Origin of the sequence: Bacillus sp. GB_SG_008, from assembly GCF_052038115.1 — a bacterium.
Classification (GTDB): Bacteria; Bacillota; Bacilli; order Bacillales; family Bacillaceae_G; genus Bacillus_A; species Bacillus_A rhizoplanae.
Window position 1 is genome coordinate 41,909 of record NZ_JBPZSK010000002.1, and the last position, 20,137, is coordinate 62,045.

General features: G+C 33.3%; 16 protein-coding genes and 2 pseudogenes. 7 read left to right on the forward strand and 11 right to left on the reverse strand.

The genetic code is table 11. The features are described 5' to 3' along the window. Positions 1 to 119: 119 nt before the first annotated feature. Together ACTDJC_RS05250 and ACTDJC_RS05255 are read left to right on the forward strand one after the other, a co-directional pair. A complete protein-coding gene (locus ACTDJC_RS05250) occupies positions 120 to 278 on the forward strand; it encodes a hypothetical protein (RefSeq protein WP_253631038.1) in 159 nt (52 codons plus the stop codon). Positions 279 to 296: 18 nt separating this feature from the next. Further along, positions 297 to 1,859 carry a hypothetical protein gene (locus ACTDJC_RS05255; RefSeq protein WP_440602794.1) on the forward strand — a complete coding sequence of 521 codons (1,563 nt, stop codon included), beginning with the start codon at positions 297 to 299 and terminating at the stop codon, positions 1,857 to 1,859. A 183-nt stretch (positions 1,860 to 2,042) separates the two neighbouring features. Here ACTDJC_RS05255 and ACTDJC_RS05260 read toward each other — a convergent pair whose 3' ends face one another. Then, complete coding sequence (locus tag ACTDJC_RS05260) at positions 2,043 to 2,345, reverse strand: helix-turn-helix domain-containing protein (RefSeq protein ID WP_440602795.1); 303 nt, start codon at positions 2,343 to 2,345, stop codon at positions 2,043 to 2,045. Between the two features lie 144 nt (positions 2,346 to 2,489). Next, positions 2,490 to 2,855, reverse strand: a pseudogene (locus ACTDJC_RS05265) (multicopper oxidase domain-containing protein); the annotation flags it as partial. Here ACTDJC_RS05265 and ACTDJC_RS05270 point away from each other — a divergent pair. Further along, positions 2,856 to 2,972 (forward strand): annotated as a pseudogene (locus ACTDJC_RS05270) (23S rRNA (pseudouridine(1915)-N(3))-methyltransferase RlmH); the annotation flags it as partial. 78 nt (positions 2,973 to 3,050) lie between these two features. On the opposite strand, the gene ACTDJC_RS05275 reads toward ACTDJC_RS05270, so the two are convergent. The 6 genes from ACTDJC_RS05275 to ACTDJC_RS05300 form a co-directional block, all read right to left on the reverse strand. Beyond that, positions 3,051 to 3,242, reverse strand: coding sequence for a hypothetical protein (locus ACTDJC_RS05275; RefSeq protein ID WP_098310123.1), 192 nt, complete (start codon positions 3,240 to 3,242; stop codon positions 3,051 to 3,053). A 34-nt stretch (positions 3,243 to 3,276) separates the two neighbouring features. Continuing rightward, positions 3,277 to 4,605 (reverse strand): YheC/YheD family endospore coat-associated protein, encoded by a 1,329-nt coding sequence (locus tag ACTDJC_RS05280; protein WP_440602796.1) that lies wholly within the window; start codon positions 4,603 to 4,605, stop codon positions 3,277 to 3,279. Positions 4,606 to 4,756: 151 nt separating this feature from the next. Next, the gene (locus ACTDJC_RS05285) at positions 4,757 to 5,440 is read right to left on the reverse strand and encodes an aspartate/glutamate racemase family protein (RefSeq protein ID WP_440602797.1); all 684 of its coding nucleotides are present in this window, start codon (positions 5,438 to 5,440) and stop codon (positions 4,757 to 4,759) included. A gap of 587 nt (positions 5,441 to 6,027) precedes the next feature. Next, positions 6,028 to 7,137 carry a YheC/YheD family endospore coat-associated protein gene (locus ACTDJC_RS05290; protein WP_440602798.1) on the reverse strand — a complete coding sequence of 370 codons (1,110 nt, stop codon included), beginning with the start codon at positions 7,135 to 7,137 and terminating at the stop codon, positions 6,028 to 6,030. A gap of 967 nt (positions 7,138 to 8,104) precedes the next feature. Then, positions 8,105 to 9,997, reverse strand: coding sequence for a PhoX family protein (locus ACTDJC_RS05295; RefSeq protein ID WP_098310119.1), 1,893 nt, complete (start codon positions 9,995 to 9,997; stop codon positions 8,105 to 8,107). A 260-nt stretch (positions 9,998 to 10,257) separates the two neighbouring features. Continuing rightward, a complete protein-coding gene (locus tag ACTDJC_RS05300; RefSeq protein WP_440602799.1) occupies positions 10,258 to 10,821 on the reverse strand; it encodes a DUF1836 domain-containing protein in 564 nt (187 codons plus the stop codon). A gap of 316 nt (positions 10,822 to 11,137) precedes the next feature. Between ACTDJC_RS05300 and trhA the strand changes: the two genes are divergently transcribed. The 4 genes from trhA to msrB all read left to right on the forward strand — a co-directional run bounded on the left by trhA (position 11,138) and on the right by msrB (position 15,333). Beyond that, the gene (gene trhA, locus ACTDJC_RS05305) at positions 11,138 to 11,785 is read left to right on the forward strand and encodes a PAQR family membrane homeostasis protein TrhA (RefSeq protein WP_440602800.1); all 648 of its coding nucleotides are present in this window, start codon (positions 11,138 to 11,140) and stop codon (positions 11,783 to 11,785) included. A 514-nt stretch (positions 11,786 to 12,299) separates the two neighbouring features. Further along, a complete protein-coding gene (locus tag ACTDJC_RS05310; protein ID WP_098310166.1) occupies positions 12,300 to 12,932 on the forward strand; it encodes an AmiS/UreI family transporter in 633 nt (210 codons plus the stop codon). A gap of 324 nt (positions 12,933 to 13,256) precedes the next feature. Then, positions 13,257 to 14,291 (forward strand): AI-2E family transporter, encoded by a 1,035-nt coding sequence (locus ACTDJC_RS05315; RefSeq protein WP_098310116.1) that lies wholly within the window; start codon positions 13,257 to 13,259, stop codon positions 14,289 to 14,291. 82 nt (positions 14,292 to 14,373) lie between these two features. Next, complete coding sequence (msrB, locus tag ACTDJC_RS05320) at positions 14,374 to 15,333, forward strand: peptide-methionine (R)-S-oxide reductase MsrB (protein WP_440602801.1); 960 nt, start codon at positions 14,374 to 14,376, stop codon at positions 15,331 to 15,333. A gap of 105 nt (positions 15,334 to 15,438) precedes the next feature. On the opposite strand, the gene ACTDJC_RS05325 is transcribed toward msrB, so the two are convergent. From ACTDJC_RS05325 to ACTDJC_RS05335, 3 genes are all read right to left on the reverse strand, one after another. Next, on the reverse strand, positions 15,439 to 16,884 hold the full coding sequence (locus ACTDJC_RS05325) for an ArnT family glycosyltransferase (RefSeq protein WP_440602802.1): 1,446 nt from the start codon (positions 16,882 to 16,884) through the stop codon (positions 15,439 to 15,441). A 228-nt stretch (positions 16,885 to 17,112) separates the two neighbouring features. Continuing rightward, entirely contained in the window at positions 17,113 to 18,711 is a 1,599-nt protein-coding gene (locus tag ACTDJC_RS05330; RefSeq protein WP_098310113.1) for an ABC-F family ATP-binding cassette domain-containing protein, read from the reverse strand. A gap of 554 nt (positions 18,712 to 19,265) precedes the next feature. Continuing rightward, on the reverse strand, positions 19,266 to 20,087 hold the full coding sequence (locus ACTDJC_RS05335) for a glycosyltransferase family 2 protein (RefSeq protein ID WP_098310112.1): 822 nt from the start codon (positions 20,085 to 20,087) through the stop codon (positions 19,266 to 19,268). Positions 20,088 to 20,137 lie beyond the last annotated feature (50 nt).

Consider the following 20,137-nt stretch of genomic DNA (forward strand, 5'->3'; position numbering starts at 1 on the left):
GACGTCCGCAAATCTTCTTGTATAAGAAGGTGCAGGCACATTGAATTATGGATGAAGAGAAACTACATCCTATGGGACGGACGAAACTTACGAGTATTTTCTAAAGGTTATTTTAGGCTTTGCCTAAACGAAATTCATCCCCATCTTACCGCTGGGCGATTGCCCGTCAAGCGTATGAAGATGGGGATGAACTTTGGAATACGTTAAATTTGACGGAGCATTTAAAGCGGATGTATGAGCTAATCATGAAATGTTCCCGGCTTGAATTAAATGAATGAGAGGAAGACTTAAAAGAAATGAAAAATTCAGCTAGGTTTAATGAGCTCAGGACAAATAAAAGATCATTTGAACAACTAAATATTTTCTTGTTTTTTTATTCCTTTATTATTATGTTGTTTTTTACAGAAACTTCTCCATTTTTTGTATTAAGCGAGTGGGTAGATTCGAATGCCTTTTTTACAGTTGGAAAAGGTATGGCTAATGGACTAGTACCCTATCAAGATCTTTTTGAACAAAAGGGGCCTTTGTTATATGGCTTACATGCACTAGCTTATTTTGTTTCACATACAACGTTTTTTGGTGTATACATATTGGAAAGTCTTGCGATGTTTGCCAATATGGTTTTAGCATTTAAGATTTCACGTCTTTATTTGAATTGGATGCCTTCCGCTACTATAGCTATTTTTTTCCCGATATTAATATTAAATCAAAATGCCTTCCGTTTTGGGGATAGCGCTGAAGAGTTTTCGATTCCTTTCATAATGGCTCTTCTATATATAATATTTAAATATTATAAGTATGGCTCTGATTCTCTTTTTAAACGGTCAATTTTTCTTTTAAATGGGATTATGATCGGCTGTGTATTTTGGATTAAATTTACTCTTGTCGGAGCTTGGATTGGATTCTACCTCGCAATTTTGATCATTTGTATTTATGGTAAAAGATGGAAAGATTTAACGAATGCTATTGTTTACACGTTTGTGGGGTTAGTTCTTGCAAGTATTCCATGGTTGATCTATTTTGGTATGAATCATGCAATTCAAGATTTAATCGATGTGTATTTAAAATTTAATCTTGGTACTTATTCATCACAAGTTGGTACAACTGAAAAACTCATCAATTTTGCGTTTACTTTTGGGGATGCATTTAATGGCAATTTTGAAAGTAAAGTGATGATTCTTATTGGTTTGGTTGATTTTATGTTTACATGGAAATATTTTAAAGACAAGAGCCAAAAATGGTTGCTTTTAAGTACTGTCATTTTCTTAATAGTAGGGATATATATTGGAGGAAGAGGCTATCCATACTATTTTCTTCTTATAACTCCGCTAGGATTATTTGGATTAATAGCAATCGGTAATTTTATTCAAAATTCTAACATACAATCGCAGATTAAGTTGGATAAAAGTAAATGGTTTGCCCTGCCAATGATGGCAATAACAACAATTTTTCTTTGCTTTGGTTATAATTCAAATATGAAATCTTCCAAGCTATATCAGAAGGAGCCACTTGCACAAGAAAAATTTGCAAAAATCATGCATGAAGAACCGAATCCAACATTATTAAACTATGGTTTTTTAGATGGGGGATTTTACTTAGCGGCAGATATTGTACCGAATGTCCGCTATTTTGAAAGACAAAACATTAATTATGAGGAATATCCTGAAAATATGGATGAGCAAAATCGCTATATAAGAGAGAAAAAGGTTCAATTTGTTGTGTTAAGGGTTGATCCAGCGACAAAGCCGAATCAGGTAAAAGTTCCTTACTTGAATCAAAATTACCATTTGGTTGCCGAGCAAGAGCAATTTGTGGAAGGATCCCGAGTTAAATATTTACTCTATAAGCAGAAAGATTAAATATTTGATAAGGATCTCCACATTGAACAATAGATTTACCTATAAAACGAATGTTCTAAAAAAACCAGATGGAATGATGTTACTAATAGATGGCTTCGGTATTGTGGTCTTACCCCTGTCAAGTAGACAGTAAAAGATTAGGTGTCTTTTCATTAAGCAGCCTTAGTTCTAAATTCAGCAGGACTAAGGTTGTTTAATTTTTTGGAATCGTTTGTTATTGTAATACCCCATCTCCTTTTTCGCAGCCAAGAGCTTTTTTAAGTATGCATTTTCTGCTTCTAATTGTTCTATTCTGTCATCTTGACTTGTTTTTATTGAATTTTGATTTGTTTGTCCAGATCTTCCTCGTTTTTCTTGTAGGCCAAGAATACCCTTGCTATTATAGTTTTTAATCCACCTGTCTATAACTGAATACGTAACTCCTAATTCTCTTCCAATTAATTTACTACCCATTCCTCTATGTAAGTACATTTCAATAGCTTTCATTTTAAAATCAATCGAAAAAGTTCTTCTTTTTTGTTTTGAGATTTGAAAGGGACAAAAAATTGAACCTGTTAAGATGATTGTTGAAAAGTTGACCATTAAATTTGAATATTAAATTCAATGGTCGTTGTGTTGATTTTGCTTACTTTATTTATTTTTACGATATTTATGGCAGTCAAAACATTGAGCAAAGGAGTTATCGCTGCATTGTTCTGAATTTCGTTCACATGGGTTAAAGGTAGGATTAGCTAGAACCTCATATGGTCCCATCATATCGTGATCTTCATGTTCAAGAATGTGGCAGTGCCACGGGTAGATTCCTGTAAATGGCCCAAAACGTACAATAATCCGGATAACTTCTCCGGGATTGGCACGAACAGTATCCTTCCACCCTTTCTCGCCTGGATCGGGTGGCATTGGCGGCCCGACTTTGAGGTTAGAACCATTTGGATCGCCAGTAAATACAGCACGATTCAAAATTTGAAAATTTACAAGATGCAAGTGAATCGGGTTAATGAATCTCTTTCATTCTCAAAGATGACATTACCACATCAATTGATGAGACTAGTGCTTTTAGAGCAAGTGTATCGTGCATTTCGGATTAATCGTGGGGAGCCCTACCATAAGTAAATGAGGTTTTATGTGTACGAAAGAGTTGAAAGAGACTGTCTCTGTAATAAACTGATGAGAAAAGATTTCTTATTTTACTTATCGTAATGCAAAAAAATTTTGTTTTAAAACCTTGCTAAACCTTTTGTATTCAAAGAGTGGTGGGGGAATATCTGGTAGGATTCTTCTGTCACTTTTTGTCCAATTTGCTTTTTTCTCAGTGGCATAATTTATAACAAAGCCCAATATTTCAGTTTCAGCCATTATTTTTGAGCGAGTTTCTTCATTCATTTGTTTCAATCCAGCTCTAATGTATTGATTGAATTTAAAACCCTGCTAGGGACTTGGCATATTCAAATGGGGTTGGAAGTATATAGGGTAGGATTCTTCTGTCACTTTTTGTCCAATTTGCTTTCTTTTCTGCAGCATAATTTCGTTGCACTTCCAACAACCAAATCTTGCACTTTTTATCTAATATGAGATCAATAGCAACATCACCGAAGTGTGCTTCTTCAGCATTCTCCATAACGTTTAAAATATTAATGCATAATTGGGTAATTTCAACTATTTTTTGTTTAATTTGATCTTCACTCAAATGATAGAGTTCCTTAAGAGCTACTTCTCCTGGTATAACTTTCTCTCTGTGACTTGAATTTGTTATTACACTTCCAACCTTTGCTACTCTCGTTTCCAAGCCTGAATATTTCCAGTTTTTAGTTTCATCTTTTTGGAGGTATAGTCGGAAGTCGATTTTTTTCCCAGAGTGGTTAGAAGGAATTTCCTGTTGAATAATATATTTTCTATTTTTCTTTATGCTTGAATTTAATTTCTCTTCTAAAGTCTCTATTGATTCAATAAGAACCTTATTTCCAGTGTTATATGATAATATATACCCTCTATCCGCTTTTTTTATATGAAAAATTCCCCTACCTCTACTTAATGAGGTAGGTTTCAAAAAGACGGATTCATATTTTGTAAGCATTTGAACCAAACTTTCTACCCCGTTATACTTTCTTGTAATAGGTAAATGCTCTCCTATATAAGGTATTTTGGATATTTTGTGCCAAAAAGAATATTTATTGCCATTTCGATATGGATAGTTAAATATATTTTTACCTATATGTTTTTTAAAGTGTCTATAAATGTTTGGCTTCATATTAGAACGATTGTAGATTGCACAAGGATAAGGAAAGGTGCCTTTCATGAATTTATTTGTAGTTGGTTCGTAATAATAGCCGGAAATCGTTTTATTAGATTGATTAATTGTTTTCCTATTAAAAATATATATTAACCCCTTAATCTTGTCATAATTTGAAAAACGTAACTTGACGATCTCTTGCATATTATTGTAGTACCCAGGTGTTAATAGAAAGCCAATAACTGGACCTAAGAATAAATGATTTTTATTAAAAAAGGAATCATATGGCAGTTCGGGTATAGATATGTTTTCGTTCAAATAGGATGAGAGTTTAATTTGATTAAGTTTTAGATTATTATCGATTTCAATCGTAAGTTCTTTTTTGAATTCGCCAAAATTTAGTATGATGGAATTTGACTCAATGTTTAATCGTTTTAATGTTTCATCATTCAAATTAATATAAAGTGGATCAAGTTCCTTATCAATAAGGGCCGAACAGATAAAGTGTTCTGTCATAGCTTATGCAACTCCCTAATCTTTTGTAATTATCATATTTAATATGAGATCTTTTTGTGTAAAAAGATTACCATAATTTAAAAAAATTGCCTTATAACTACGTTGTTTTTGTTAAAATTTATGTCCGATCTAATATGTTTTAACGATAGCACTATGTTGCTTTTTGTACAGCCAATTTTGCTAGTAATAGAGTTGGGTCAACCATCTTCATGTCTGTTTTGAATAAATGAAACAATAATGGTATTTCAGTGCAACCACCTATAATCACGGAAATTCCGATTTCTTTATAGACATTTAAGATTCTGTTAAGATCTTTTAAATATTGATTAGATGAAATTTTTCCTAATTTAACATCTTTAATGGTGTTATCAATGATATTTTGTTCTTCTTTAATAGGAGTGATTATTTCATAAGGGGTATTATGAAATGCTTTTTGATATAATCCATCATTTATGGTTGTTTCAGTAGCGAGTAAAAGGATTTTTTTATTGGTAGAGTCTTTTTCTTCTAAAAATACTGATTCCACAGTGGTTTCAATTATGCTATAGAACGGTATTTGAATGGTTGCTTTTATTTGTTCTAGCCATATATGTGCTGTGTTACAGGGCATAATAATGAAATCTGCACCTGCTTTTTCCAATAATATTGCAGATTTGATTAGCTCGGGTAATGGATACGAATGTTGCGTTCGAGGAGGGATTTTAGGGTTATTGTAGATAATAATGCGATGATGTTCTTGTTCTGTTTGTACAGGAGTGTTTAAAATAATTTTATGGAATAAGTCCAATGTTGCTGCTGGACCCATTCCTCCAAGAATTCCTATAGTTTTAGACATTTAATTCTATTTTCTCCTTTGTTAAACTTAATTAATTATCATTCTAGTGGTAATAATATGTTTATAGAAGAATTGTAGTGTGGACGTTATTTTTAATTATCGATAACTATTTCCAATTCGTGGTTCTGCCAGCCAAAGGCATGAGATTACATGAGAATTTGCACCACGAATAAATGGAAGGATATATCTGAAAAAGAACCTCTTAACATTGTTACAAACAACGAAATTTAAATACTAAATAAAAACCTCATTTAGACATACTAGGGGGAACCGTATCATAAGTAACGGCAAATTATAAGAAACAACGGGTAAATAAAAACTCAAATATCCGTTGTTTCTTTAGTTTAAATATAGAGATTTGCCAAGCATTGTATAAACGAATTCCAATAAATACATGAATATCACATTTCGTTCTATTAAGGTAGAAACTTTTCTCGCATTAACAAGTGATTAAGAAAAATAATTATCATATTAAATCACCATAAATAAGAAAGGTATAGGGGTGGTAAAGAGTGACCATTGTTTTTTAAATCTGGCCCCAATCTACATGCTGACATAAAAAATAAAAGTTAGATTAGAATTCATAATTATTTTTGTTGCTTCTCTCTAGTAATAAATTTGGCATATTCCAGGGGATTGAGGTATGCTCGATCAATCGTTTTTTTATCATGTGCCCGTAATGTATTTTTTCCGGTTTTTACGTTACATTCTATGAACCATAAATGGCCTGTTTTATCTAGTCCAAAATCAATACCGATTTCACCAAAGGCACCGTAGGATAGTTCAATTTTCTCGTAAATATAGAGAAGAAGCTTCTCCAGCTGTTTTTTCAATTTTGTGGTTTCATCATCTGTATAACCCATCTTATTTTTGAAAAAATCATCGAATGGATAAATCGTCGATTGTGTACGGGTATTCGTAACAGGTGAATTTTTTGTACCTAATCGTATAGTATGCGCAACACATTCTAATTGCCCCTGACCATTACGCTGTATCTCAGACCTTATGTCCGCAGTTCTATCATTTAATTGAATTAAGTCAATGGCTTTTTGCATAATAAATGGCTTGCCATTATAAAATAACTTAATTGCCTTAAATAGATCATTAAAATTTTTAAAAGTGGCCGTCTTTAAAGAGGATTTACCAAAACGAGTGTATTCATAGCCCTCCGAGTTCATAGTTACGCACATAATTCCGATTCCATTATTTTTACTTAGGGCCTTAAGAAAAACTCTAGAGCTTTTTTTGAACATTTTCTTTAGATCTTTTTTGTTTTTACAGAATCTTGTTTCTGGTAAATGAGGTCGTAATTCTTCATATTGTCTTAATTGCTGATCAACATGCCATTTATCAAAACAGTGTTGGCTATTTATGCTGGGAATGCCCATTTCTTCAAATGTATTCCTAATTTTATCAACAATATTTCCCTTATTTAAATTGGATGACCTACGGTTATAGTAAACATCTGGAAATGGAAAGTCAGCTTGAGTCCATTTTTTTTCCTCTGTATCAAAAAAAGTCCCATTTATAAGCTTTTGTTCAAAATTCACATCTTTGTCCGAAAAAAAATATAAATTTGTATTTGCAATTTGGTTCATCTTTTGAAGTCTACCCTTTTTCTGTTTATTAAGTTTTCTATCGATGACACGCCTTTTCACATGTACACCTACGTAAGGTTTATTCTCATTTAAATCCATATTAAATTGACCTCCCAAATATAGATGTTCTATTGTATGCTTGCTTTTTTGGGAGGTATAATCATACAGCCCTTTTTATATAACTTTGTTACCCACTTTTATTATTGCATTGGGACGATTAATGACTAAAGAGAAATAAATTGTTTTGTAATTTCATTAATTTTATAAAAACCCTTCATTGGCCTTATCTTCTAGCTAATTTTTTACATACATATTTGTTTAGTCCTTGTTCAACTAAGGCTGGCTGATAGATGAATAGAATTCAATAAAAGTGATAAGGTTAGTATCGTCAATGGCACTAATCTTATTTAAAAAAGTAAAGAGTTTGGAACTATTTCCAAACTCTTTTTAGGTTTAACCCTTCTTGAATATAATCCCAAACTGAAACCGGACTTATTATCATCTGGTAAATTAGAACATAAGCTAGAAATCCCAATTTATTTTTTCTTATTTTTAAATCAAGATTTCTAAAAATTCGTTTTTGATATCGATACATAAAATAATTTTTTAATATGGTTAAAGGTAAGACAAATAATGTCGTAGCACCAACGATCCAATAGTATCCAAAAAACGCAAGAACAAGACCCGGTAATCAACAGAAAGTATACACTATATCCAATTAGCATAAGACAGTAGAATTAAACAAATATGCGATATTAAAACTGTTTTTCATTCAATAAATAAACTAGAGATTATGTTTTTATCAAAAAATGAAATGGTTATTTGGAAGAATCAGAGGATGGGGCATTTAATTTATTAAAGAGAATGAATTATAGAAGATAAGAGGTAGATCAAAACTAATAACCCCTATGGTCTAGTTCACAAATATGTGAACTAGGCCATAGGAGCTGTAGGTTATATTTTATTTATTTCGCATTAACGGGCAGTAAGACCCCGATTGATTCAACTAACCATCAGCGGGGGATGAAGCCTCCCCACTGATGGAAGTTTCATTTTATCAGAGTTATTATTTTTTATTTCCAAAAGGTAGTCCAGATATGTAGCCAACTCCTCCAGTCTCCTGAATGCCTATGCCTTGTTTCATCGCTTCTTCTAATTTAGTTTTGTCGACGGCTGTAATTTGTTTGCCTTCAAGGTCTTCACCTGGATGCTGATAGTTGCTTAAGATATAACGGAAGCCGTTAGCATCGTCAACTGCTCTTAATCCTGTTGCTTCTGCGCCAGCAGGAACTGAAAGAATTCTTGATAGTTGCTTAGTTTTAACATTATAAGCCCATACAAAGTTATTTGTGTGCATAGAGCTGTCTTCTCCAATGAATAACGTGTTTAAATCGTTTGAGAAGGTTAGGTTATCAGGATTTGCTACTTTGTCTGGTGCAGCTGTATTTCCGTAGGCATCTGGAGTTTTCAAATCTTCTCCAACAATAAGTCCTTTCATACTAGCAGGTACGAATTCACTTTCGATGTGACGGCCGCTGTTATCTTTTTGTTCGCTGTTTAGGTCTATCTGCCAGGTTACGCCAGAATTAATAGCGGGTAGCTGAATATCGTCTTGAATACTGCCTTCTTGTTTTTGCATACTGCCATTTTGATAGGACATAGCGATATACGCTTTTTTATCTTTCTCATTAACAGCGAGGCCTTCCATTTTATTAAATTCAGATGTTGCACCTAATATAGCGCCATATCTGCGAGATTCTAAGAATGCAGCTGCTTTTTCCATTCCAGGTTTTACTTTAAGGTACTCGATGTTTTTATTTGCTGATGTTTTGACTGCCGTATAGCCAGCGGTAGGCTGAGTTGCTGTATCAAAAATATCACTGAACTTGACACCTTTATCAATAATAGCTTTTATTTCTTCATCAGTTGAATGACCCAGCTTAATCCATTCTAAGTTTCCTGCACCGCCATTTTCAGCACTTGTTTGTTTAAATTTAGCTGCGTATAGCGTTCCTGCAGAAAAATCTTTCTTTTTATCTGCCACATACATAAACATCATCGTATTTCCGCCATCATCACCAAATATTGCCGTTTTATCATCAGGTAAAACTTGCATCAATTCATGAGAAAATCTTCCTGTACTATAATGTTTGACAACGGAAGATTCTCCTTGTGCATTAACGGAGATTTCAGGAATCCAGCCATAAAAGTAAGGGTTTGCTTTAGATTTATCACCAAAGTAGTAGTTAGCAAAGTTTGTAACAGCTTTATACGAACTGGATGTAGGATCTTCGAATGAGCGTGCATCTGGTTCATATTCTTCTGAGCCAAGATGAGTGTTCCACTCTGTTGTAGTTCCATTACATGGATTCCAAAGACCATTTACGTTTGAAAAATCAATTTTTTTGGCGTTATTAACAGTTAGTTCGCCATTTTCTTTATTTTGATCAACTTGTGTAAGAGTCATAGATGCCGGTAGACCAGAAATTGACTTTCCTGCATTATCTATTGAATCATATTCATAATGAGAGATAATATAAGATTTTCCAGCGACCGTAATAAAACTATTGGAGTCAGGTGCATCAGATATAAAATAAGAAGGCTTGTCCGGAACACTTTTATCGACAATTGGATTCCCTTTCACGTCAATAGGGGTGCCCGCTGGGATCATTTCACCTTTATTTTTTACAATTTTATCTTTGGATAAAAATAGAGAGTTGTAATCAAGAGGCGTTTCTTTCACACTGCCGTCTTTATAGGTGATTTTCACCTTAGCCTCTGAATAAGTTTTGACCATGTTTTCAATAGTAGTTGGAGCTTTCATAGAAGTAAATTCTACGCGCTCTATTTGGTTGTGTTTTTGAGACTTAGAACTGTGATCAAAATCGGATGCAAAAGTCGGAATTGCAGCGGAAGCCATTATAGCCATAGAAAGACCAACTGAGACTGCTTTTTTCATAATGATTTGATTCCTCCTAAGATTTTAATAATTTTATTAAATCATTAAATTGTTAAGAGGATATTAAGAAATACTTTTTACTGTTGAGAATTTATTAAAATAATAATAAATTTATTGGAAAATTGGCAAGAAGACCCCACCTTCAATACCCTCTAAATATCGTCTCATTGCTCGTATTTTTTCTTTTGAAGAAAATTTAGCCATAAAAAACTACACCTCCAATTGTTAGAATATGTCTAACAATTGGGGTGCAGTTCAAATTAGGAATTCTTCATTTCATCCACTATTTTTTCTGCTAAACGTCGATACATATTACTCATGGTTACGAAAGATGTAAGCAATAAGAACTTCTCAAGATTTTCATCTTCGAAGATGGCTGCTTCTGCTTTCACTGCGTCTACTCGATTGTTTACATCATTTTTAAAGGTGTTGATATTTGTTTCTGTTAGATGGAGGTAATTTTTATAAAGAGCATCTAGTTCAAAATCGTCTTCGTGTACTAATTTTTCATTCATTTCAACTAATGAGCTTTTTATGTCGTTAATAGAAAGTGCCCCTTTTAACTGATAAATTAAACTAATTAAGATTATATGCTCTTTAGAGTATTTTTTATTTTTAATAGGAAAAAACAGTTTTCCTTTTGCATAGTTGTTAATCATGGTTTTCGTTAGTACTTTTTCATCTTCATTTCTAGTTGTCATGTTGTAGCTATTTTCAAATAGCTGAACGACCTGATCTACATATAAATCTACGTTAGGGATATCTTCAAGTGTAATTTTTTTTTCTAAATGTAATGTTTCTAGTAAATCTTTTATATTTTCCATATGAAATCCTCACTTTTATAGGAATGATGTAAATTTTTATGCCGATATGCCCACCTCAAGGTTATGAGAAAACAAGGTGAGGGATGGCTGCTGGCATGCGCTCGGTTGGTTCAACTAATTATCAGTGGGCGATAAAAAACTCTCACTGATGGAAGTTTCACTTTATTAGTGATTATAACTTTCTGTGGTTATTCCTGCATATTTAATTATAGTATTATGAAACAGATCTCTTGTAAATGTTGACCTTTAGAATTAATTACTATATAATCACATATAGTTATTAAAACTACATGTGATTATATAGGGGGGCGTTAATGTGAATTCTTATGTGAGAGAACCGGTTAATGCATTTACGCATTTTGGAGGCGCAGTTTTATCATTTGTCGCACTTCTTGCCATGTTAGTGAAAGTTTCTATAAACATGCCGTCTGTTACTACAATTTCAGCAGTAATTTTGTTTGGAGTGGGGATGATGATTCTCTACGCTGCATCCACTGTATACCACATGGTTGTTGCAAATGATCGTGTCATTTATTTTTTTAGAAAACTGGATCATTCCATGATTTTTGTTTTAATTGCAGGTACATATGCACCTTTTTGTTTAATTACGTTACAAGGCGACAAAGGTTTGCTATTATTCGTATTGGTGTACGCAACTGCTGTGTGCGGAATTATTTTTAAAATGTTTTGGTTTAGCTGTCCTAGGTGGTTATCGACATCTATTTATCTTTTAATGGGATGGTTGATTATATTCTTTTTTGCTCCATTATCAGCAAACCTCAGTGCAAATGGCCTCGTGTTATTGATATTAGGAGGGGTATTTTATACGATTGGCGGATTTATTTATGGTGCAAAACCGAAATGGTTGGAATTTAAATATATGGGCCATCATGAAATCTTTCATATTTTTGTGTTACTAGGTAGCCTTGCTCACTTTTTATGTGTTTACTTCTATGTAATTTAGTATTTGGATATAAATAAAAGTTAAGTTGTGATAAGAAACTTTACAGCTTAATGAATTTTTGTATATAGAGTGTCGTATAGATGGATAAACTCACAAATATTGCATAGATAACTCCTATCTAAGGAAAAAAGATAGGAGTTTTTTCGTTAAAAAAGAGCCAGGAGTAATACCCTCACTGATAGAAGTGCCATCTAATTGTAATGATTTTATAAATAAAGGAATTTTGTGGGTTATATACTATTTTTTTTATCATTTATTTTTCTCCCGAATGCTGTTATTATATTGATATCGTTTTCATAATGTATACTTTTCATTTTGAAAGCGCTTGATTCAAAATTTATATGCACTTCAAATGTATTATCTGTTGCAAATTTTTCTAAAGACAAGCAGTTCCTCTGCTACATGTTATTGGAGAAGAGGGACTGCTTTTTATTGTTAAAACTATTAAAAAATGAATGTATGATGTAAGGAGGTATCGTTGTGAAAAACAGTTTTGTTTTTCACAAGAATATATATGGGTGATGTTGGATTATTGCTTTCCGGTGCAGTGCTCTTTTTAAATAGCCTTGTAATGCTAGGAAAAGCGGAAGAAAAGAGTATTGGTGTTTTTAATTTATTTGTAGGTGTACTGCAAATTATTATTCCTTTTTATTTAATTGTAGTGTCCGATCAAAGCAATTGGACAGTGTATTTATATGCGGCTACTTTTTTATTTGGTTTAACTTATTTATACGTAGGAGTTACTTTCATCGTAGGATTAAAAGGTGATGGATTAGGCTGGTTTTCTCTTTGGGTAGCAATTATTGCACTATTCTACATGGTTGTGGCTATTATACATTTTCAAGATATTGTTAATGCGTTAACTTGGTTAATGTGGGCGTTTCTATGGTTCTTATTCTTTATCTCTAATGTGCAGAAAAAGAATATCAATCATTATATTGGAAAAATAGCTTTTGTACAGTCATGGGTTACACTGACGTGCCCAGCGCTCCTCTCCTTGATAGGTGTATGGAAAAACTCTTATGTATATAACCTATGGATATATGTATCGATTCTTTCGATTATATATTTCTGTGTTTGTACATTTAAATTGAAAGCTAATGTAAATGCTGCTCAAAAAAATATAGATGCACACACGAGTTATTAGTTAGTTGCTAATCCTCTCAAGGATTGATGAATGCTTCGATTATATAGGTGTTTGGCATCCTGAAAAAGTAGCTTAATAGTTGATATTAAAGCATTTCGTAAGAGGAAAAATAATAAATAACATTGTCTTTTATAAAGAAAACAAGCTATTAATAGCTTGTTTTTTTTATGTTACATTGGTGTAGATACATATTGTTTAAAGAAAATTTAAATTTACCAGTAAAACTTTTTATTCAGTTTACAAGAATACGTTCTGAAAGTACCATTTATATTGTAAAATGAGATTAGTACGAATTATAAGGACAGGAGAGATCAAGCTTCGATTATGCAAATGAAAAACCTGTTTCAAAGCAAAGGGTTTCAGAGGTTAGTTATATTAGGGTTACTTGTGCTCATATTATATGGGTTGAAAAGTATGTTTAACTTAATCTTAATTACATTTATTCTTACGTATTTAATGGACCGATTTCAAAAATTTATCTCTCGTAAACTGGACCATTTTTTACCGATTAATAGAAGAATAATTATTGCGTTTCTCTATATAACATTGGTTAGTGGGATTGTTATTACATTATACAAGTATTTACCAATTCTAATGATACAAATTACACAGCTCGTGTATCAGTTCAATATATTTGTACGAAATCCACCTGATAATGAGGTAATTAAATATTTAGTTTCTGCAATTGATCATATAGAGTTATCGAAGTATGTGAATCAAGGTGTTGACATCATTTATAGTTCATTAGCGAATATTGGGAAAGTAAGCTTGCAAATTTTACTTTCACTCATTTTAAGCTTATTTTTCTTGTTAGAAAAATCTCGGATTGTTGCATTTACAGTAAAGTTCAAAGAAAGTAAATTGGCTGTTTTTTATAATGAGATTGAGTATTTTGGAAAGAAATTCGCTCGTTCGTTTGGAAAAGTAATTGAGGCCCAATTCTTTATTGCTGTTATAAATTGTGTGTTATCTGTTATTGCCCTTTGGATTTTAGGTTTTCCGCAGTTGCTCGGGTTAGCTTTAATGATTTTCTTATTGGGTCTTATTCCTGTTGCAGGTGTAATTATATCACTGTTTCCGCTTTGTATAATTGCTTACAATATTGGGGGCACTGTATATGTACTATACATTTTAATTATTGTGGCAGTCATTCATGCGATTGAAAGTTATTTCTTAAATCCAAAATTTATGTCAGTTAAAACGAATCTACCTATTTTTTATACATTTATGATTTTAATTTTCTCTGAACATTTCTTAGGAGTTTGGGGATTAATTATAGGGATTCCGATCTTTATGTTTTTATTAGATGTGTTAGAAGTAACAAGTGATGAGAAAGAAGAAATGGTGAACAAGAAATAAAAAGCATCTATTTTGATGCTTTTTTATTTATAACTTACATTTTTGTATGCCATACTGTAAGAAAAGATAGTGGGGTGAAGAAGTGGCTGTAAACGAAAAATATGAATTTGCAACATTTGCCGGAGGGTGTTTTTGGTGCATGGTGTCGCCATTTGAAGAGATGGATGGCATTATAAAGGTTGTATCTGGATACACAGGTGGACATAAGGAAAATCCAACGTATAAAGAAGTTTGCTCAGAGACAACAGGGCATTATGAAGCGGTACAAATTACTTTTGATCCAGAGCGTATGCCGTATGAGCAATTACTTCACTTATATTGGCAACAAATTGATCCAACTGATGCTGGAGGTCAATTTCATGATCGCGGACAATCGTATGAAACAGTCATTTTTTATCATAGTGAAGAGCAACGCGAGGCGGCAGAAGCGTCTAAACGTGAATTAGAAGAAAGTGGACGATTTTTGAAGCCGATTGTCACAAAAATTTTACCGGCTGCAGCATTCTATCCTGCAGAAGAATACCATCAAAGCTATCATGAGAAAAATTCGTTTCGATATGCGTTATATCGTCAAGGTTCGGGACGTGATGCGTTTATCAAAAAATATTGGCCAAAGGATAATACTCATCTAAAAGAAAAACTCACAGAAGTGCAATTTTATGTTACACAAGAAAATGGAACAGAACCACCATTTCAAAATAAATATTGGGATTATAAAGAAGAAGGTATTTACGTTGATATCGTTTCAGGAGAGCCTTTATTTAGTTCTTTAGATAAATTTGATAGCGGTTGTGGGTGGCCTAGTTTTACGAAGCCGATGTTATCAGCAAGTATAAAAGAAAAAATAGATGTGAGCCATAATATGACGAGAACGGAAGTACGTAGTAAAGATGCAGATTCTCATTTGGGACACGTATTTCCAGATGGGCCGGGACCTAATGGTTTACGCTATTGTATTAATTCTGCTGCACTTCGTTTTATCCCTAAAGCGGATTTAGAGAAAGAAGGATACGGAGATTTTCTCATCTTGTTTAGACGCTAAAAAATATAACAGCCTGTTCCGCTTATTTCATTTTTGGAACAGGCTGTTATTACGTTATTTTTATTTCATGTATAAACCGTTTCATTTAATTAAGTTTTACACTTTTTATAGAAATGGTAATCGTGTGAGTTTTTTCATATATTGATGAATCACATAGATTCCATAGCTTTGAATAATAAAGAAGCTTGGAATGATAAAATATCGATATCTTGTCTGTATTTCTATTAAAAAGTGAATAGATATATATCCAATAATAAGTAATAGGAATAATGTATACTGAAGGTTTTTCTGCTTTGTGAAAAGAAGGTATAATAATCCAATCATACCAAATAGCATGGTTGCAATATAAATATACTTTTCATATTCCATGGCTGTATCAGCTAATTCTTTTTTATTTAATTGATTTAAGCTCCAGTAACCGGCGGAATCAAGACCTCCCCACATATAGGAAAATTTATCTCCAAAGAGTGTGAATAGCTTTTCTTTATCTGCAATTCGCTCTTTAATGATCTTCATTTCTAATTCTTTTCTTTCTTCACCTATTTCTAGACTCATGATTTGTTCAGCATCGGATGTTGAATATAATCCTGTTGTTTCGTGGTTAAGTCCTACGACAAATTTCCAAAGGGGATCACGATTAGATAAAGGATACTGTGTAACTCCTGTAGCAATGAATGCAGAGCTCACGAGATAATGGACAGCATAAAAGACAAAAAGAATACCAATAAGTTTCTTTGTTGTAGTAACCATTGATTTCTTATCTTTCCCAAGAAACCCGTGAAGGAATAGATAAATAATAACTGCTAATAAAATAAAGCTACCTAGAGGACGTGTTATATCACCAAGCGCTAGTGTAATCCCTACAAAGATCCAAGTATATTTACTATAGAATCTTTTTGACACTAATAAATAGAACCCTAAATAAAATAAAAATGTTGCAAGGTGGTCATTAGTTAAGACAGAGCTCATCATAATGCTTGGAATAAAAAAAGCATATAATAGTCCAGCTATACGCCCAGTCCACTCATTAAAAATGTTGCTTGTAATGCTATATATACATATGGTAGTTCCTGTACAATAAAGGACATTTAACAACTTCAGGATGAATATATGGTTACCGAATACATTGATGATAAAAGCTTGATACATCGTAAATCCAAGTTGATATACCCATGCTGTATAGTAGGGAGAACTTGAAAAACTATAGTCACCGTGAGCAGCTTGTACAGCACTCCTATACATTAATGCAAAGTCAGATTCAATTGGTGTTGGGACTTTTAGAATCCAAATGAACCGAAGGGTAAACGTGCAAAGTATTAACAAAATAATAAAGGCAGTTTTAGAAAGATATTTATTACAAAGGTAAGTTAGTAATATCAGCAAAATCATAATGATAATTACAATTGGGCCGCTAATAAGTGTTCGAACACTTAGAGTTTCTTTAACAGTTAAATAAGAGCCCCAAATAGTAAAAGCAAAGATAAGTAAGCATAAAAACACGAGGCATTTTGCTAACAATGAATTTAAACGATTCCATTGTAGGGTTAACATGGCTTATTACACTCCTTGTTTTTATTAATTTTCAAGGTGAAGTATAGTAATAATTTATGTATTTAGATGGGAATAAAGCGCACTCTTCATAAGAATGCAATTTTTTAAACAAGGTAAAATGTTTTTCCTAAAGAAGAAATAATGAAATATGCCTCTTGTCTTAGACAAGAGGCATATTTTTATCCCGCATTAACGGGCAGTAAGACCCCCACTGATGGAAGTTTCACTTTATTGATGAGCAGCTTTTTCCGCCCATTCCTCTACGTTCCAAACTTTTGTAATCCAACCTTCATAAAAGTCTGGTTCGTGGCAAACAAGAACGATTGTCCCTTTATAGGCTTTCATAGCGCGCTGTAATTCATCTTTTGCTGTTACGTCAAGGTGATTTGTTGGCTCGTCAAATAATAGCCAGTTACTTTCTGTTGCCATTAATTTGCATAAACGAACTTTTGCTTGCTCACCACCACTTAGTTGGCTCAATGGACGAGAAATATGCTCATTTTTTAAACCGCATTTCGCAAGCATTGCACGTACTTGATGTTGGTCTAAGTGTGGGAACGCATTCCATACATCATCAATTGGTGTAATATTTTCTGCTTTTACTTCTTGTTCAAAATAAGCTGGCTCTAAGAAATCACCAAGGCTTGTTTTTCCGCTTAGCGGTTTAATTTTTCCAAGAATCGTTTTGAGTAATGTTGATTTTCCGACACCATTACATCCGACAATGGCAATTTTCTCACCACGTTCAATTGTCATTGTTAATTTCGGTAATAGAGGGTGTGTATAGCCAATTTCTACATCTTCTCCTTCGAAGACAAAGCGGCTGCTTGCACGGCACTCTTTAAAAGAAAACTCAGGTTTCATAGCAGTTTCTGGACGATCAATACGCTCCATACGCTCCAACTGCTTTTGACGGCTTTTTGCACGTCCTGTCGTTGAGTAACGCGCTTTATTTCGTGCGATAAAATCTTCTTGCTGTTTAATGAACTCTTGTTGTTTTTGATATGCTTGTAAATGTTGATTTTTGTTGATTTCTGCTAGTTCTAAGAACTTTTCATATGTTGCTGTGTAGCGTGTCATTTTTGAGAATTCCAGATGGAAAATAACATTGACACATTTGTTCATAAATTCTGTATCATGGGAAATTAAAAGGAACGCATGTGGATATTCTTTTAAATAGTTTGCTAACCATTGAATGTGTTCAACGTCTAAATAGTTGGTCGGCTCATCGAGTAATAGCACTTCTGGTTGCTCAAGTAATAGTTTAGCAAGCAATACTTTCGTACGTTGTCCACCACTTAATGCTGAAACATCACGATCTAAACCAATTGCATCAATTCCAAGACCGCGTGCTGCTTCTTCAATTTTAATATCTAATAAATAGAAACCGCCTGCTTCAAGTGCATCTTGCGCTTCTGCCATCTGTTCAAGTAGTACTTCTAATTCTTCTGGTGATGCCGTTGCCATTTTTTCAGTAATTGTATTTAACTCTTTTTCTTTCTCAAATAACGGTAAGAATGCATCTGTTAATACGTCACGAATAGTTCTTCCAGGCGTTAAAATTGTGTGCTGGTCTAAATATCCGTAATGCGTACCTGGTGTCCATTCTACACGTCCTTGATCATGAATAAGTTGCCCTGTAATAATATTCATAAATGTTGATTTACCAACGCCGTTTGCGCCGACTAAGCCAACATGTTCTCCTGCTAATAAACGCATTGATACATCTTTAAATAATGTACGATCGCCAAAGGTATGCCCTAGGTTTTCAACTGTTAATAAGCTCATAGTGTCCTCCGCCCTGTTTGAAATAGTATCTTGAATCATGATACTAAATTCTTAAATATAAAGCTATCTTTAAATTATCACGTATTCCTTATGAATGGGATATGTAACTTTATGGGAAAAAGTTATGTTTGTACTCAGGAAGAATATGAATTGTTGTAACTATCGATTTACCTTACAATAATGTAATTTTTTTGTAAGATAAATCGATAGTTGATTCCTTTTATATATTATACACTTTCGTTAACAAGGCCTTATGAACATATAGATGAATAAATATAATGATAAATACGATGATGCGTGCTTTATACCAAGATGATAAATTGTCATTATTTTATTCATCACTTGTTTAGAGATTATAAAAAATCTCCTTGTTTTTTTGTAAGTTAAAACCCTATAAAGAAAAAGCAACTGTCCAACGAAGGATCAGTTGCTTTTTCTTTTATCACGCTATTCGCGGGCAGTAGGACCTCCACCTCAAGATTGAGAGAGAAGTGCAGTAGATAGGTGGGGGCTAACTGTCCCGTAAAAGCCCGATTGGTGAGGGCTTTCCATCAGTGGGGATAAAGAAACTCCTCACCGATGGAAGTTTCACTTTATTTAAAGTACCCTCTGACAATTCCTTTTAAGCGATTTGCATGGAATTTTCGTTTATCGTTAGAGATGTTTTGCATCGTACGGAATGTAGCAGCAGCAATGGCACGTACAAAGTAAGGGAATCCGTAATGCAAGCGAATGACTCTGCCGAAACCTCCAGCATAGGAAATTGCTCTTTTCAATGATTGCTCATTAATGACTTCTTCTTTTACAGGATGATATACGAAAAGGTCTTTCTTAAATACACCTGTATATCCATTCTTCATACCGCGAAGTACGAAGTCAGTTTCTTCACCGGCTCCATAAATCGTTCCTGATCCAACTCCTAAGTCTTCATCAAATGTGCCTACATCTTGTACAAATTGTTTCGTGAAGAATAGTGCAAAGGAAGGTCCCATGAAGCCATATTTGTTATTTAAAATGATGTCTGTTTCTGGTGCGTGTATTAAAGAGCCTGTCCCTTCTACATTTGTTGTATTGGTAGAGACAAAGTGAATATCTTTGTCTCTACCAAACGTTTCTTGGATGCTTTCTAATACATTTGTTTCGTAAATACAATCGTCATCTGGAAAAGCAATAATATCGCCGTCAATTACTTTTAATCCTGTGTTACGTGCACGAGATAGACCTTTAATTGGTGTGTATATATAGTTGATTGGGAATTTTTCTTTATAATCTTCAAATAAATCAGAGATTGGTATATCATTTTGATCAACTACGATGAGTTCAAAGTTTTTGTATGTTTGTTTTTCTAGCGATGTTAGTAAATCTATAATATCATCACGTCTGCCGCAAGTGGCCATGATTAAAGAGAATTTCAATCGTAACAGCTCCTTTAAGAAGTTTCGTTAGCAGGAGGATTGAGGAAAAG

Coding starts and splice junctions, on each gene's coding strand:
- ACTDJC_RS05255 (WP_440602794.1), top strand. CDS start 297: ATGAAAAATTCAGCTAGGTTTAATGAGCTCAGGACAAATAAAAGATCA.
- ACTDJC_RS05260 (WP_440602795.1), bottom strand. CDS start 2,345: ATGAAAGCTATTGAAATGTACTTACATAGAGGAATGGGTAGTAAATTA.
- ACTDJC_RS05275 (WP_098310123.1), bottom strand. CDS start 3,242: ATGAATGAAGAAACTCGCTCAAAAATAATGGCTGAAACTGAAATATTG.
- ACTDJC_RS05280 (WP_440602796.1), bottom strand. CDS start 4,605: ATGACAGAACACTTTATCTGTTCGGCCCTTATTGATAAGGAACTTGAT.
- ACTDJC_RS05285 (WP_440602797.1), bottom strand. CDS start 5,440: ATGTCTAAAACTATAGGAATTCTTGGAGGAATGGGTCCAGCAGCAACA.
- ACTDJC_RS05290 (WP_440602798.1), bottom strand. CDS start 7,137: ATGGATTTAAATGAGAATAAACCTTACGTAGGTGTACATGTGAAAAGG.
- ACTDJC_RS05295 (WP_098310119.1), bottom strand. CDS start 9,997: ATGAAAAAAGCAGTCTCAGTTGGTCTTTCTATGGCTATAATGGCTTCC.
- ACTDJC_RS05300 (WP_440602799.1), bottom strand. CDS start 10,821: ATGGAAAATATAAAAGATTTACTAGAAACATTACATTTAGAAAAAAAA.
- ACTDJC_RS05310 (WP_098310166.1), top strand. CDS start 12,300: ATGGGTGATGTTGGATTATTGCTTTCCGGTGCAGTGCTCTTTTTAAAT.
- ACTDJC_RS05315 (WP_098310116.1), top strand. CDS start 13,257: ATGCAAATGAAAAACCTGTTTCAAAGCAAAGGGTTTCAGAGGTTAGTT.
- ACTDJC_RS05325 (WP_440602802.1), bottom strand. CDS start 16,884: ATGTTAACCCTACAATGGAATCGTTTAAATTCATTGTTAGCAAAATGC.
- ACTDJC_RS05330 (WP_098310113.1), bottom strand. CDS start 18,711: ATGATTCAAGATACTATTTCAAACAGGGCGGAGGACACTATGAGCTTA.